Consider the following 15,539-nt stretch of genomic DNA (forward strand, 5'->3'; position numbering starts at 1 on the left):
AATTGGTTTTCCTGTTAAGGCAGCTTCAGAAATCATAGAGCTAGAGTCACATGTAACAACTATATTTTCCGAAATTGCTAAAGCTGAAAGATAAGCTTTTTTATCAACATTCATAATTACAGTGTGATTTTCTCCAAAAAACTCTTTTGCATAATGTATAGTATTTAATGGTGTTCTCATTGAAGGTATCACCACAAGTTGAAAATCATGTTTTTTCAATAGTTTGTAAAAAATTGAAAAAATATGCTTCATATTTTTTGTTGAGTACTCATAATATTTTGTAGGACCACCCATTATCAAACACCAAACTTTTCTATTATCCTGTTTGATATATGAATTTAAATAACTTCTATTTTCTTCAATTTCATTTTCTGTTAAATAGTGAATTGCACCTTTTGTTTTAATTACATTTGTACCGCTTATCCCATCATGTTCGGGAGCAACAATAAAATCAAAATGATTAAAATCTACCTTTGGATCTTGAATATGAATATTTAAAACTTTTTTTTTTGAAATACTTTTTAAGTGGATTGATGGAATCACACTTTTTCTTCCACATGAAATAATTACATCAAAATCATACTCGTTTATTTTTTTATAAACATTTTGTGATATTGGAGTTAATTTTGGAGGAACAATTTTCCAAAAATTATTTAGTTCAACTTTATGGTGTGTAAAATCCAAATCTAAAGCTTTTGCTAAACCTTCTACCTGGCTTATCATGCCATGCATACCTTGAGTTAATAAAATACCTTTTAATTTAGTCATTAATCACTATATAGCTTTCATATGAGTCAAAATCCAACTAAACACACAAAAGTGTTAATAATTGGATCAGGTCCAGCTGGATACACAGCAGCAGTTTATGCTGCTCGTGCAATGTTAAATCCTATTTTAGTTTATGGATCTGAGCCAGGAGGACAATTAACAACGACAACTGATGTTGAAAATTATCCAGGATTTTCTGAAGTTATTCAGGGGCCATGGTTAATGGATCAAATGAAAGAACAAGCAAAAGCAGTTGGAACTGAAATGATTGAAGACCATATTGGATCTGTAAATTTAAAAAGTTCACCATTTGAAGCAATTGGTGATAGTGGCCAGAAATATACTGCTGATAGCATTATTATTTCTACTGGAGCTCAAGCAAGATGGTTAAATATAAAATCAGAACAGGAATTTAGAGGATTTGGAGTTTCTGCTTGTGCAACTTGTGACGGTTTCTTTTTTAAAAATAAAGAAGTTGCTGTAGTTGGAGGAGGTAATGCAGCGGTTGAAGAAGCAATGTTCCTTACAAAGTTTGCATCTAAAGTAAAATTAATCCACAGAAGAGATAGTTTAAGAGCTGAAAAAATGCTTCAAAAAAAATTAATGGAAAATAAAAAAATAGAAATAATTTGGGACTCTGTAGTTGAAGATGTGTTAGGTGACAAAGATCCTAAAAATGTCAAAGGAATCAAGATTAAAAATGTTAAAACAAATAAAATACAAGAATTGAAACTTGATGGCGTATTCATTGCTATTGGTCATGATCCAGCTACTCAACTTTTTAAAGATCAATTAAAAATGGATAATGAAGGATATTTAATTACCAAACCTGACTCAACAGAAACTAATGTTCCTGGTGTTTATGCAGCTGGAGATGTAAAAGACAAAACTTTTAGACAAGCCGTTACAGCTGCAGGAATGGGTTGTATGGCAGCATTAGAAGCTGAAAAATTCCTATCTCACTAATTCAGCAATCTCATTTGATTCAAATATACTTTGATTAATATTTTCATTTGCCAACTTTACCATTGCTTTAGCGACTATTTCTGCCCTAATGGGTCTCATTTTCCTTAAAGGTCCAACTAAAATTGGAGTTAACAATTGAAATAATATTATACCAAATTTTTCACCTATTCTTTTTTCTTTTCTATTTCCCAATAAGAAAGATGGTCTCATGATCCCAATTTTATCAAAATTTTGATTTTTAATTTCTTGTTCAACTAATCCTTTAAATTTTAAATAATCACCTGAACTTTTTGGATCTGCATAACCAGATGAAACAAAAAAAAATGATTTAATTGAATTTGATTTAGCGATTTGGGCAATTTGTCTAGGAATATTGAGCTCAATTCTTTCATATTCATTTTTATTAGGTGAGTTTTTTCTTGTTGTTCCAATACAAAAAAAACAGTCTTCACCTGTAATATCATTTCTATGCTTTTCTAAATCATTAAAATTAGTGTCAATAATTTCAATTTTTGGATTAATAAGTTCTATTTTTGAACGAACAAAAATCTTTATTTTTGAATAATTTGAATTCATAATAAGTTCATTAACAAGATGCCCACCAACTAAACCTGATGAACCAAACACTAGGGCTGTTTTCATTAATTTAAGGATTTACAAAAATTAGATATTTTATTCATTGCTTTCTTAAGATTATCCATTGATGTTGCGTAAGAAATTCTGAAAAAACCTTCTAAACCAAATGCAGAACCCTGGACTACAGCAATCCCACTATTCTCTAATAATGATTGAACAAAATCAGTATCAGATTTAATTTCATTACCATTAGGATCTTTTTTGCCCATTAAACCTTTGCAACTTGGGAAAACATAAAACGCTCCATCTGGATTGAGGCATTCAATTCCATCTATTGCATTTAAAGCACTAACAACAAAATCTCTTCTCTCCTGAAAAGAGTTTGCTCTTTCCTTAATAAAGTCTTGTGTTCCACTTAGCGCCTCAACTGCAGCCGCTTGGCTAATGGAAGAAGGATTAGTTGTTGATTGTGATTGAATTTTAGCAATAGCTTTAACAATTTCTTTTGGACCAGCTGCATACCCTATTCTCCAGCCTGTCATTGAGTAAGCTTTACTTACGCCATTCATTGTAAGCACTCTATCTTTTAAACTATTAATTTGAGCAATTGTAAAAAATTTAAAACCCTCATAAGTCACGTGCTCATAAATATCATCGCTCAAAATATAAACATGATTATGTTTTTCTAAAATAGCTGCAATTGCTTTTATATCTTGCTCTGAATAACATGCTCCGGTTGGATTTGAAGGAGAATTAAGAATAATCCATTTAGTTTTTGGAGTTATAAATTTTTCAAGATCAATTGGATTTATTTTAAAACCTTGTTTTTCATCACATTCCATTATCACTGGTTTTCCTCCAGCTAATAAAACCATATCGGGATAGGAAACCCAATAAGGAGCAGGAACTATAACTTCATCACCTTCGTTTAATGTGGCCATCATTGCATTATAAATTACATGCTTTCCACCAGCACCAACTGTAATTTGATCAGTTGTATAATCTAAATTATTTTCTTTTTTAAATTTTTCTACTATTGCTTTTTTCAATGCTGGAGTTCCATCTACTGCAGTGTATTTGGTATCACCATCATTAATAGCTTTTATAGCTGCTTGCTTAATATTAACTGGAGTATCAAAATCTGGTTCTCCTGCACCAAGTCCAATAACATCTTTTCCAGCAGCTTTTAATTCTCTTGCTTTTTGAGTAACAGCAATAGTAGGTGATGGTTTAATCTTCTTTAAACTGTCTGATATTATGCTCATTGAAATATAAATAAATTCTACTACGTTGTTTAATATATGGAAAATACTTATCAAGATTTAATTACAGATATTCAGAGTAAAAATCCTAAAATAGGTGGAAAACTAGAGGGTGGAAAAAAATTCAAAATTAAATCTGATTTTAAACCTGCAGGTGACCAGCCGGAAGCGATAAAAAAATTAGTAAATGGTGCCAACAAAGATCAATTTAACCAAGTTTTACTTGGTGTAACAGGATCTGGAAAAACTTTTACAATGGCTAAAGTAATTGAAGCTACCAACAGACCTGCGTTAATTTTAGCTCCAAATAAAACTCTAGCTGCTCAACTTTATGGGGAAATGAAAACTTTTTTTCCTGACAATGCTGTTGAATATTTCGTTTCATACTATGACTATTACACTCCTGAAGCTTATGTGCCGAGATCAGACACATACATCGAGAAAGAGGCCTCTATTAACGAGCAGATTGATCGAATGAGACATTCAGCAACCAGGTCTCTTTTGGAACGAGATGATGTATTAATTGTTGCAAGTGTTTCTTGTATTTATGGTCTCGGATCTGTTGAAGCTTATAGCAAAATGACTTTAACACTCCAAAAAAATTATGATTATAACAGAGAAGAAATAATTAAGTCTTTAGTTGCTCTTCAATACAAACGTAATGATCAAAATTTTTATAGAGGAACATTTAGAGCAAGAGGAGAATACTTGGAAATTTTTCCATCACATCTAGAGGACAGAGCTTGGAGATTATGTTTGTTTGGAGATAAACTTGAACAGATAGAAGAGTTTGATCCTTTAACTGGTGACAAAGTAAGAGAATTAAGTTTAGTAAAAGTTTATGCCAATAGCCACTACATCACACCAAAACCCACAATTGAACAAGCAGTAATTAATATAAAAAAAGAATTAGAACTAACTTTAAAAAAACACCGTGCTGAAAATAAATTATTAGAAGCACAAAGATTAGAAGAAAGAACTAAATTTGATCTTGAAATGATTGAAGCAACTGGCTCTTGTGCTGGTATTGAAAACTATTCGAGATTTTTGTCGGGACGAAAACCTGGAGAGCCCCCTCCTACTCTTTTCGAATACTTTCCTGATAATACTTTAATATTTGTGGATGAATGTCACGTTACAGTTCCACAGCTCAATGGAATGTATAAAGGTGATAGATCAAGAAAAAGTACTTTAGCAGAATATGGATTTAGACTTCCTTCATGTATGGATAATAGACCATTAAAATTTGAAGAATGGGATTTAATGAGAACACAAACTGTATTTGTTTCAGCAACACCTGGACCATGGGAGCTAGAGCAAACAAAAGGTAAATTTATTGATCAAGTTATAAGACCAACAGGTTTAATAGATCCACCTGTAGAAATACGTCCAGCAAAAAATCAGGTCGATGATTTAATGCATGAATGTAAACGAGTTATAGAAAATAATCATAGAGTATTAGTAACAACACTAACTAAAAAAATGGCTGAGGATCTAACTGAATATCTTCATGAGAATGGAATCAAGGTAAGATATCTTCACTCAGATATTGATACACTTGAAAGAATTGAAATCATGCGAGATTTAAGAATGGGTGTATTTGATGTTTTGGTTGGAATTAATTTGTTAAGAGAAGGATTGGATATTCCTGAATGTGCATTAGTAGGAATTTTAGATGCCGACAAAGAGGGATTCTTGAGATCTGAAACCTCTTTAATTCAAACGATTGGTAGGGCTGCAAGAAATGTTGATGGTAAAGTAATTTTGTATGCTGACAAAGAAACAAAAAGTATTAAAAAAGCAATTGCAGAAACTGATAGAAGAAGAAAAATTCAATTAGATTATAATAAGAAACATAAGATAGATGCAAAATCTGTTAAAAAAGAAATTAGTGATATTTTAGAGAGCGTTTATGAGAAAGACTACGTTAAAATAAGTGAAGGTTCAAATATTGGCGGCAATCTTAAAAAACATCTCAAAGGCTTGGATAAAAAAATGAAAGAAGCTGCATCTAATTTAGAGTTTGAAGAGGCTGCTAAAATACGAGATGAAATAAGAAAATTAGAGAGCACTGAATTAGAAATTACATTAAATCCGAAAATAAGACAGTATGATGTAAAAAATAAGCTTTATCCAAAAGGTAGATCAACTATGGGTATGCCAGGAACTAAAGTTACAAAAAAAAGAGATAAGAAATGGAAGCACGGAAAATAATAATTACTGGTGGAGCTACTCGAATGGGGGCAGCAATTGCCAGAAAATTATCCGGTCCAAATAAAGAAATCTTAATCCATTATAACAAGTCAAAATTAAAAGCAGAAAAATTAAAAAAAGAATTATCTAGCATAAGTACAAAAGTTTACCTAGTCAAAGGTGATTTAAGTAAAGAAAGTGATATAAAAAAAATAATTAAATTTGCAAAATCAAAACTAAAATTTTTTGATTGTCTTGTTAATAATGCCTCTTTATTTGAAAATGATAAATTAGAAAATTTTTCATTGGATAGTTGGAGTAAGCATTTAAGAACTAATTTAAGAGCACCTGCACTATTAACAAAAGAATTTTCTAAAAATGTTAAAGGCAAAAATAATAATATTATAAATATTATTGATCAAAGAGTCTTCAAATTAACTCCTTACTTTTTTTCATACACTCTTAGCAAAACAGGTTTGTATACTTTAACTAAAACTAGTGCTATGAGTTTAGCTCCTAATATAAGAGTAAACGCTATTGCACCTGGACCCACTATAAAAAATCAAAGACAATCTGAAAAACATTTTAAAAAGCAATATTTAGCAACACCACTGAAAAGACAAGTTGACGTGGAGCAAATATGTAATGCTGTTGACTTTTTTATTAAAAATATATCTATTACTGGTCAAGTTTTGGCTATTGATAGTGGTCAAAATCTTAACTGGCAAACACCAGATGTAATGGGCAAAGAATGAAAAAAAATAATTTGAAAATTGTCAAAATAGATAAAAATAAAAGCTTATTTAATTATGAGAAAAAAATCCTAATTAATGAATTAATCTTAGATTTAAAACTTGGTTATTACGATTTTGAAAAAGAAAAACAACAGAAAGTTAAATTTAGTCTTGAAATAGACTATGAGGACAAAAAACCTTCAAGCGATAAAGATATAAAATCCATCGTTAATTATGGAACTATCGTGAAATTAATAACAAAACTTGTAAAAAAGAAACATTATAATTTCCTAGAAACTTTAGCAGAAGCTGTTTTTGACGAATTATTTAAAGACAAAAGGATTGCTAAAATAATGTTAAAAATTGAAAAATTAGAAATCTTAAAACAGTGTTCATCTGTTGGTATTCAAATTACCAAAAAGAGAAGCCATGATAAGCTCTGAAATAGGAAAAGAAGTAATTAAAAAAGAGCTAACTCTAGTACCAAAACTTCCAGGCGTATATAGGATGCTTAATGAAAAGAATGAAATTCTTTATGTAGGTAAAGCCAAAAACTTACCTAATAGATTAAAGAGTTATGTTGCAGAAAAAAATCATATAATTAGAACTGAACGAATGTTATCTCAAACAAGAAAATTAGAGATAACAACAACATCTAATGAAAGTGAAGCATTACTTCTAGAAGCAAATTTAATTAAAAAGTATAAACCAAAATTTAATATTCTATTACGTGATGATAAGTCATTTCCATTTATATTTATTGGTAATAAAGATAAGTGGCCTCAAATAAAAAGACATAGAGGAAAAAAAACAAAAGAAGGTTTTTACTTTGGACCTTTTGCTTCTGCTGGTTCTGCTAACTGGACAATCAAAATGATCCAAAAGATTTTTCATTTAAGAGTTTGTGATGATACCGTCTTCAAGAACAGAGAAAGACCGTGTATCTTATATCAAATAAAGAGATGTTCTGGGCCTTGTGTAGGGTATGTTAAAAAAGAGGATTATAATCAAACAGTAGAGGATGCTATTGAATTTGTTTCAGGCAAATCTAGGAAAATTCAAAAAAATCTTTCTAATCAAATGGAAAAGGCAAGTGATGATCTTGATTTTGAAAAAGCTGTAATTTTAAGAGATAGAATTAAAGCGTTAAACATAATTCAATCTTCACAGAGAATTAACGAAGCAAATTTAATTGAGGCAGATGTTATTGCTGGGTATAAAGAATCTGGAAAAACTTGTATTCAAGTGTTTTTTTATAGATCAAAACAAAATTGGGGTAATCAAGCTTTTTTTCCAAAACATGATCCAGATGAAAAATTTAGTGAAATCCTAAACTCATTTGTCTCTCAATTTTATGAAAATAAAAGTGTTCCTTCATCAGTTATTCTTTCAGAAGAAATAAAAGAAAAAGCATTAATTGAAAAAACGCTGACACAAAAAGAAGGTAAACAAATAAATATTTCAGTTGCAAAAAAAGGATCAAAACTCAAGGTTATTAATCAAGCAATAAAAAATGCAAAAGATAGTCTTAATAGAAAACTTTATGAAAGTCAGAATAATAAAGAATTGTTCGATGCAGTAGCTCAAAAATTTAATTTGGAAAACAATATAAATTTAATTGAGGTTTACGATAATAGTCATATTCAAGGTACTAATAGTGTTGGAGCTTTAATAGCATACGGTGATGAAGGATTTATTAAAAAAAGATATAGAAAATTTAATATTAAACACAAAAAAAATGAGCAAGATGACTATGGAATGATGAGAGAAGTGTTGAATAGGAGGTTTAAAAGAGCAGTTCAAGAAAAAGAAAATTACCTTGCTTTTCCAGATTTGGTTGTAGTAGATGGAGGAAAAGGTCAATATTCTGTTGCTAGAGAAAGCCTTAATGAACTAGGACTTCACGACATTCCAATTATTGCGATAGCAAAAGGTAAATTTAGAAATAGTGGAAATGAAACTTTTTTTCACAATGGCAAAGAATACAAATTTAAGAGAAACGACCCTACCCTATTTTTTCTTCAACGAATAAGAGATGAATCACATAGATTTGCCATAAGCGCTCACAGAGCAAAAAGAAAAAAAGGTATTAGTAAATCTTTATTAGACCAAATAGAGGGCATTGGAGCTATAAGAAAAAGAGCTTTATTAAACCATTTTGGATCAGCAAGATCGGTTGAGTCTGCCAGCTTAGATGAAATCAAATCTGTAGAAGGTGTTGAAGAAAAAGTGGCAAAAAAGATATATAACTTTTTTCACGAATAATTATGCTAAAAAAAATTCCAAACATATTAACGATAGGGCGAATAATAATTGTTCCCTTTTTTGTTTTGGCTTTTTACCTTCCAGGATTTTATGGTGATCTTACGGCTTTAATATTATTTATTGTGGCATCATTTACAGACTTTTTAGATGGTATGTTAGCCAGAATGTTTGGAGTGGAGTCAAAACTAGGTGAATTATTAGATCCCATAGCAGATAAAATTATTGTTGCTACAGCATTAATACTTCTGGTGATGGATGGAACGATCAGAAATTATGAAGTAATTGCAGCAATAATAATTCTTACAAGAGAAATTTTAATTTCAGGTTTAAGAGAATTTTTAGCAAAAGGAAAAATAAAACTTCCCGTTTCAAACCTTGCTAAACTTAAAACAGTATTACAAATGGTATCGATAGCTCTTTTATTATCTGGAGATACAGGAAATAAAATAATTAATTTCCAAGATTATAACGCTCAAACAATAGGTATAATTCTTTTGTGGTTATCGGCTGCTTTAACACTTTTTACTGCATATGATTATATGCGAAAAGGTATTGATCACGCTATGTCTGAAGATAGCAAAGACTAGGCTGCTTTTTTCTTCCTAACCAATACCTGATAACTTTCATTTAAATCAATAATAGTATCACAAACTTTAAATTGATTTTCAGCAATACAAGATACTGGTGTTACTTCTGCTGCTGTTCCAGTTAAAAAACATCCAACAAAATTAGGTAATTCAGTTGGACTAATTTTTCTTTCATGCACTTTTATATTTTTTGATTTTGCAATTCCAATTACAGTTCTTCTTGTAATACCGTCTAAAAAAGAATCTGGTATTGGAGTGTGAATTTCCCCATTTTTATCTTTGAAAAAAATATTTGCTCCAGTTGCTTCAGCAATATTACCTTCGTGATCAAGCATTAAAGAATCTGTATATCCTTGCTTTTCTGCCTCATGTTTTGAGAGAGTACAAATCATGTAAAGACCTGATGCCTTCGTGTCCCATGGGATTGTATTAGGCGCTGGTCTTCTCCAATTTGAAATATTTAATCTAATTCCTTCTACTTTAAGTTTGGGATCAAAATATGATCCCCATTCCCATGTTGCAATCGCAACATGTATTTTTGTTTGTTGAGCAGAAATAGCCATCATCTCACTACCCCTCCAAGCAACAGGTCTTACATAACCATTTTCTACTTTTTGGGTTGCGATAATTTTATTTGATGCATTATTGATTTCTTCTTCTGTATATGGAATTTCAAAACCCATTCTTCTAGCAGAATGAAAAAATCTAGCTGTGTGTTCTTCTAATTTGAAAATTGAACCATCATAAACTCTCTCACCTTCAAATACACAACTAGCATAGTGCATACCATGGCTTAAAACATGCAGTTTAACGTCAGCCCAATCAACTAATTCGTTGTTGTACCATATTTTTCCAGATCTCTTGTCGTAAGGTATCATGTGTGAAAATATTTTTTAATTTATAACTGAAAAATATCTTTGTATCTTTAATATGTCAATATAACTTACCTATTATGAAAGAACTTTTGTATTTAAAAGATGACCAGCTCAAAGATCTTATTGAAAAACTATTTGTAAGCTACAGAGAAACCTTTTCTGACTCAAAAAAAATATTAGATAGATATTCAATTGGTTTAGCACATCATAAAGTAATTCATTTATTGTCAATGTATGAGGGTATCTCCATCTCTGAGCTGCTAAAAAGATTAAAAGTGACAAAACAAAGCTTAAATCGTGTTCTTAACGATTTAATTAAACTTGAAATCGTCATTTTTAAAAAAGATGACCAAGATACTAGAGTAAAGCATGTTTTTCTAAATGATAAAGGTAAAAAAATTTTTAATGAAATTTTCAATTTACAAAAAAAGAGAATTTATAATGCTTTGCTAAATTCAAGTTCTGAAGAAGTTATAAATTTTGATAATGTACTAAGTAAAATAATTAATGGATAAGTTTATTGCACATATACTAGTGATTGATGATGATGATGGAATTAGATCTCTTGTAAAAAAGTATTTAAATGAAAATAATTTTTTAGTCACTACTGCTGAAAATGCAGAAAATGCACTAGAGCAAATTAAAATAATTAAGTTTGATTTAATAGTTTTGGATATCATGATGCCGGGTAAAAGCGGACTTGAATTTTTAAAAGAAAATAAAAAAAAATTAGAAACACCAGTTATACTTCTGACTGCTAAAGGAGAAGCAAGTGAAAGGGTTGAAGGGTTAGAGATTGGTGCTGATGATTACTTACCAAAACCATTTGAACCAAAAGAATTAATTCTAAGAATACAAAACATATTAAGTAAAACTATCAAAACTGATCAGAAAAGGGTTATAGAATTTGCAAATGTGAAAATTGATTTGAATAAACTTTTAATATTTAAAAGTGATAAAGAATTTAAGATTAATGCAACTGAAAAAACAATTTTAGAAAAAATGATTAATAACCCAGGCAAAACATTTTCTAGGGAAGATATTGGTCAATTAATCAATTTAGATAAAGAGAGATCAATAGATGTTATTATTACTCGGCTTAGAAAAAAAATAGAAATTGATCCAAAAAATCCAAAATTTTTACAGACAATAAGAGGTGCAGGATATGTTCTCTGGATTGAGTAATTACTTAAAAAAAATATTACCAAAAAGATTATTTTACAGAGCCCTTCTTATAGTTGCTATTCCAGTTTTAGTTTTGCAACTAGTAATTACAATTGTTTTTTTTGATAGCCTTTGGATCAAAACAAACAAAGGTATGACAAGAACCCTGGTAAATGAAATTAGTACATTTATTGAAGCCCATGGAAGTGAGCAAGAAAATAAACAAGAGTTATTAGATCTTTTCTCCATATTTTTAGACTTAAACATTGAACTCATCAATAACGAAAAATTACAAAGTACAGATACCGAAAGATGGTTTAGTCCAATAGATAGAACTTTAAGAAGAGAGCTAAAATCTAAATTTGGATTAGATGAATACTGGTTTGATACAACAAGTTATAAAGAATTAATTGATTTAAGAATTAAATATCAAGATGGTTATTTTAAATTTTTAGTACCTAAAGATAGAGTTGCAAGTTCTTCAGCAAGAATATTTGCTCTTTGGATTACAGTACCTGCAATTATAATGGTGATTATTTCTCTAATATTTTTAAAAAATCAAACTAGACCAATCACAAATCTAGCACGTGCGGCCGAAAGGTTTGGTAAAGGAGAAAATATTGAAGAGTTCAAACCCTCTGGAGCTCTTGAAATAAGACAAGCAGGACATGAATTTGATAAAATGAGAAAGAGAATTGAAAGACACATAAATCAAAGAACAGAAATGTTATCTGGAATAAGTCATGATTTAAGGACACCCTTAACAAGGATGAAACTGCAATTGGCTTTTATAAAAGATAAAGAAACTGTTAATAAATTAACAGAAGACATCAATGAAATGGAGAAAATGTTAAATGAATATTTGCAATTCACTAGCTCATCATATGTTGAAAAAGATGAAATGTTTAACCTATCTGAATTAATTTCAGAAGTAATTGAAAAATATAATAATGAAAATATTTCACAAAACTTAACACCAAGAATTTACTTTAATGGTAGGAAAAACTTAATTAATAGATGTCTAAATAATCTAATTGATAATTCATTGAAATATGCGAACAAAGTTGAAATTAACCTAAGTAAAAAAAATACAAACTTATTCATTATTATTGATGATGACGGTCCTGGAATACCAAAAAATGAGTATGAAAATGTATTTAAACCTTTCTATAAAATAGATAAAGGTCGAGCAGACTCGAAGTCAAGTGTTGGTCTGGGTTTATCAATTTCATCAGATATCATCAAATCTCATGGAGGAAATATAATGTTGGAAAAATCAAAAATGGATGGTTTAAGAGTTAAGGTTTTCTTGCCTGTTTAACTTTTTTATTTTTTTTTTTCTCTAGTTTATTTATTTTATTTTCAAGATTCTCAACACGTTTTGAGAGTACTTCAAACTCATCTTTACTTGTAAGTTTCATTTTAAAAACAAACTCATCTCTTTTGGATTTTAAGATATTAAATAATTCAGTAGTCAAGTCTTTTGAAGATACTAGTCCCTGCTCTATTAATTTAGCAAACTTATCAATTATAAATTTAGAATTTTTCATATTTAAGATATACATTATAAGTATTATTAAAAATGTTCATTAATAATTTTGACCCAGTAGCATTAGAAATATTTTCTTTAGAAATCAGATGGTATTCTTTAGCTTATATATTTGGAATTATATTAGGCTGGATTCTCGCAAAAAAATTATTTATCCAAGACACTGAAGTTAAAAATAAATTTGATGATTATTTAACTTATTTAATTATAGGTATAATTTTAGGAGGAAGACTTGGTTATATTATTATTTATAATTTAAGTTTTTATATAAATAATCCATTAGATATATTTAAAATTTGGCAGGGAGGAATGTCCTTCCATGGTGGTTTAATTGGAGTTATTTTCGCATCTATATTTTTCGCTAAAAAAAATAATCAAAGCCCATTTTTATATTTAGATATTGTCGCTTTAGTAGCCCCAGTTGGATTATTTTTTGGACGAATAGCAAACTTTATAAATTCAGAGTTATATGGAACTATAACTAATGTACCTTGGGCAGTAATATTTGTTCAGATAGATAATCTTCCTAGGCATCCCTCGCAATTATATGAAGCACTATTAGAGGGTTTATTTTTATTTTTATTATTAATTTATTTTAAAAACAAATTTTCAAATAAACCTGGTGTAATTTCAGGATTATTTTTAATAATTTACTCAATCTTCAGATTTATTGTAGAATTTTATAGAGTACCAGACGAACAGCTAGGTTATATATTTTTAAACATAACGATGGGGCAAGTAGTAAGTTTAATATTTATATTATCAGGGGTAATCTTATTTTATTTAAAATATGAAACTCGCTAAAACAAATAATTTACCATTAGATCAATTTATAAATTTTGCTCTTTACGATAAGGATAAAGGTTTTTATATGAAAAAGAATCCTTTTGGTGAAGATGGAGATTTTATTACTGCTCCCAATATCACAAGATTATTTTCAGAGATTATTGCAATTTGGACAATTACTTTTTGGAAAAGTTTAGGATCTCCAAAAAAATTTAATTTGCTAGAACTGGGAGCTGGAAATGGCGAAATGATGAAAGTCATTGATGAAACACTTATAAATTTTCCCGAATGTTACAATGCCTGCAATTTTGTAATTCATGAAAAAAGTGATTTTTTAATAAATGAACAAAAAAAAAATTTAAATTCTAAAAAATTTTTATGGTTAAAAGATATTGAAAAAATAAACTCTAACCCAACAATTTTTTTAGCTAATGAATTCTTTGATGCCGTACCAATCAAACAATTTTTTAAAAAAAAAGATGGTTGGTTTGAAAGATTTGTGAATTTGAGTGATCCAAAAAAAGCTGAATTTAAAGAAGAAAAAATAGATATAGAAAAAATTGAAAAATATCTAAATTTTGAAATATCAAAAAATCAGAACATAATAGAATATTCACCAGACACTTTTAAATATTTAAGAACAATTTGCGACCTAGTGCAAAAAAATGATGGAGGAATGTTAATAATTGATTATGGTTATGCAGACAGCAAAATGCATGAAACCCTTCAGGCGGTAAATAACCATAAATATTCTAACATTTTAGAAAATATTGGAGACTCTGATATTACTTACAATATAAACTTTCATTCTTTTGAGAAATTTATAAGTCAGTTTAAAGAAATTAATTCAATTTTTACAAATCAAAAAAAATTTTTAACAAGTATGGGTATTCTTCAAAGAGCAGAAATAATCAGCAAAAACATAGCATTTTCTAAAAAAGCAGATTTATTTTATAGGGTAAGACGTTTGATAGATGACAAGCAGATGGGTGAATTATTCAAAGTCATGCTTATAAAAAATAAGAAAAATAATTTTAGAACAGGTTTTCAAAATTGATAAAATCAAAAAAACTCTCAAAAATTAAAACTATTAAACATGGTTTTTTTAATAAAACTGGCGGTAAATCTAAAAAAATTTATAAAAGTTTAAACTGTGGTCCTGGTTCTAAAGACAATCCGTCAAATGTTAAAAAAAATTTAAAAATAGTTATAAAAAAAATAAAAAGCACCGCTAAAAGTATTTTTTTACTTCATCAAATACATAGTAATAAATTTGTTTATATTGATGAAAAAAACACATTTAAATCAAAACCAAAAGCAGACGCAGTAATTACAAATCAAAAAAACATGCCAATTGGTGTTTTAACTGCTGATTGTGTTCCAATTTTAATCTGTGATGAAAGAACAAAATTAGTTGCAGCAATTCATGCGGGGTGGAAAGGTGCATACAAAGATATAATTAGCAAAGTAATCCAATTTATGATCAAAAAAGGATCTAATCCTAAAAATATTACTGCAGCTATCGGACCTGCTATCTCGGCTAAAAATTATGAAGTAAAAGCAGATTTTAAAAGAAAATTTATAAAAAAGGATAAAAAAAATAGTAAATTTTTTAAAGTTAAGTACAAAAAGCTTTATTTTGATTTACCTAAATATGTAAAATCATGTCTTTTAAAGAATAAAATAAAAAATATTGAGTCTATGAATATTGATACATTTGATATTAATAATAATTTTTTTAGTGCGAGAAGAGCTTTAAAACTAAATCATGATGATTATGGTAGAAATATTTCAATAATTATGCTTTATTAGGT

17 protein-coding genes are annotated in these 15,539 nt (G+C 28.9%); 12 read left to right on the forward strand and 5 right to left on the reverse strand.

All coding sequences use genetic code 11. The features are described from left to right. The coding region (locus AMO08_RS03705) for a mitochondrial fission ELM1 family protein (protein WP_075485296.1) at positions 1–768 on the reverse strand (768 nt) is incomplete at its 3' end. 21 nt (positions 769–789) lie between these two features. Between AMO08_RS03705 and trxB the strand changes: the two genes are divergently transcribed. Beyond that, complete coding sequence (trxB, locus tag AMO08_RS03710; protein WP_075485298.1) at positions 790–1,734, forward strand: thioredoxin-disulfide reductase; 945 nt, start codon at positions 790–792, stop codon at positions 1,732–1,734. Here trxB and AMO08_RS03715 read toward each other — a convergent pair. Both AMO08_RS03715 and AMO08_RS03720 read right to left on the reverse strand, forming a co-directional pair. Further along, a complete protein-coding gene (locus tag AMO08_RS03715; RefSeq protein WP_075485300.1) occupies positions 1,723–2,376 on the reverse strand; it encodes an NAD(P)H-binding protein in 654 nt (217 codons plus the stop codon). The two genes, trxB and AMO08_RS03715, sit on opposite strands and share 12 nt — an antisense overlap. After that, the gene (locus AMO08_RS03720) at positions 2,376–3,575 is read right to left on the reverse strand and encodes a pyridoxal phosphate-dependent aminotransferase (RefSeq protein WP_075485303.1); all 1,200 of its coding nucleotides are present in this window, start codon (positions 3,573–3,575) and stop codon (positions 2,376–2,378) included. The genes AMO08_RS03715 and AMO08_RS03720 overlap by 1 nt, the downstream gene beginning before the upstream one ends. A 36-nt stretch (positions 3,576–3,611) precedes the next feature. Between AMO08_RS03720 and uvrB the strand changes: the two genes are divergently transcribed. From uvrB to pgsA, 5 genes are read left to right on the forward strand one after another with little or no spacing between them, the layout of a single operon-like run. Beyond that, positions 3,612–5,786: an excinuclease ABC subunit UvrB gene (gene uvrB / locus AMO08_RS03725; RefSeq protein WP_075485305.1), complete on the forward strand. Its 2,175-nt coding sequence runs from the start codon at positions 3,612–3,614 to the stop codon at positions 5,784–5,786. Then, entirely contained in the window at positions 5,768–6,520 is a 753-nt protein-coding gene (locus AMO08_RS03730; protein WP_075485307.1) for an SDR family oxidoreductase, read from the forward strand. The genes uvrB and AMO08_RS03730 overlap by 19 nt, the downstream gene beginning before the upstream one ends. Continuing rightward, positions 6,517–6,942, forward strand: a complete 426-nt coding sequence (locus AMO08_RS03735) for a dihydroneopterin aldolase (protein ID WP_075485309.1) — start codon at positions 6,517–6,519, stop codon at positions 6,940–6,942. Before AMO08_RS03730 ends, AMO08_RS03735 begins: the two co-directional genes overlap by 4 nt. Then, positions 6,929–8,764, forward strand: coding sequence for an excinuclease ABC subunit UvrC (uvrC, locus tag AMO08_RS03740; protein ID WP_075485311.1), 1,836 nt, complete (start codon positions 6,929–6,931; stop codon positions 8,762–8,764). The genes AMO08_RS03735 and uvrC overlap by 14 nt, the downstream gene beginning before the upstream one ends. 2 nt (positions 8,765–8,766) lie before the next feature. After that, positions 8,767–9,351 (forward strand): CDP-diacylglycerol--glycerol-3-phosphate 3-phosphatidyltransferase, encoded by a 585-nt coding sequence (gene pgsA, locus AMO08_RS03745; RefSeq protein WP_075485313.1) that lies wholly within the window; start codon positions 8,767–8,769, stop codon positions 9,349–9,351. On the opposite strand, the gene AMO08_RS03750 is transcribed toward pgsA, so the two are convergent. Further along, positions 9,348–10,229 carry a branched-chain amino acid aminotransferase gene (locus AMO08_RS03750; protein ID WP_075485315.1) on the reverse strand — a complete coding sequence of 294 codons (882 nt, stop codon included), beginning with the start codon at positions 10,227–10,229 and terminating at the stop codon, positions 9,348–9,350. The two genes, pgsA and AMO08_RS03750, sit on opposite strands and share 4 nt — an antisense overlap. Positions 10,230–10,303: 74 nt before the next feature. Here AMO08_RS03750 and AMO08_RS03755 point away from each other — a divergent pair, with 74 nt between their 5' ends. Genes AMO08_RS03755 through AMO08_RS03765 form a run of 3 tightly spaced genes read left to right on the forward strand, consistent with a single transcriptional unit; the run spans position 10,304 to position 12,711 of the window. After that, positions 10,304–10,741 (forward strand): MarR family winged helix-turn-helix transcriptional regulator, encoded by a 438-nt coding sequence (locus AMO08_RS03755; RefSeq protein WP_075485317.1) that lies wholly within the window; start codon positions 10,304–10,306, stop codon positions 10,739–10,741. After that, positions 10,734–11,411, forward strand: a complete 678-nt coding sequence (locus AMO08_RS03760) for a response regulator (RefSeq protein WP_075485319.1) — start codon at positions 10,734–10,736, stop codon at positions 11,409–11,411. The genes AMO08_RS03755 and AMO08_RS03760 overlap by 8 nt, the downstream gene beginning before the upstream one ends. Further along, positions 11,392–12,711, forward strand: coding sequence for an ATP-binding protein (locus AMO08_RS03765; protein WP_075485320.1), 1,320 nt, complete (start codon positions 11,392–11,394; stop codon positions 12,709–12,711). The genes AMO08_RS03760 and AMO08_RS03765 overlap by 20 nt, the downstream gene beginning before the upstream one ends. Here AMO08_RS03765 and AMO08_RS03770 read toward each other — a convergent pair. Next, on the reverse strand, positions 12,689–12,940 hold the full coding sequence (locus AMO08_RS03770) for a hypothetical protein (protein ID WP_075485322.1): 252 nt from the start codon (positions 12,938–12,940) through the stop codon (positions 12,689–12,691). The genes AMO08_RS03765 and AMO08_RS03770 overlap by 23 nt on opposite strands. A gap of 32 nt (positions 12,941–12,972) precedes the next feature. On the opposite strand from AMO08_RS03770, the gene lgt reads away from it, so the two are divergent. From lgt to pgeF, 3 genes are read left to right on the forward strand one after another with little or no spacing between them, the layout of a single operon-like run. Continuing rightward, positions 12,973–13,743, forward strand: a complete 771-nt coding sequence (lgt, locus tag AMO08_RS03775; protein WP_075485324.1) for a prolipoprotein diacylglyceryl transferase — start codon at positions 12,973–12,975, stop codon at positions 13,741–13,743. After that, a complete protein-coding gene (locus AMO08_RS03780) occupies positions 13,730–14,782 on the forward strand; it encodes an SAM-dependent methyltransferase (protein WP_075485326.1) in 1,053 nt (350 codons plus the stop codon). Before lgt ends, AMO08_RS03780 begins: the two co-directional genes overlap by 14 nt. Next, a complete protein-coding gene (gene pgeF / locus AMO08_RS03785) occupies positions 14,779–15,537 on the forward strand; it encodes a peptidoglycan editing factor PgeF (RefSeq protein WP_075485328.1) in 759 nt (252 codons plus the stop codon). Before AMO08_RS03780 ends, pgeF begins: the two co-directional genes overlap by 4 nt. Positions 15,538–15,539: the final 2 nt, after the last annotated feature.

Source organism: Candidatus Pelagibacter communis, from assembly GCF_001180205.1.
Classification (GTDB): Bacteria; Pseudomonadota; Alphaproteobacteria; order Pelagibacterales; family Pelagibacteraceae; genus Pelagibacter; species Pelagibacter ubique_O.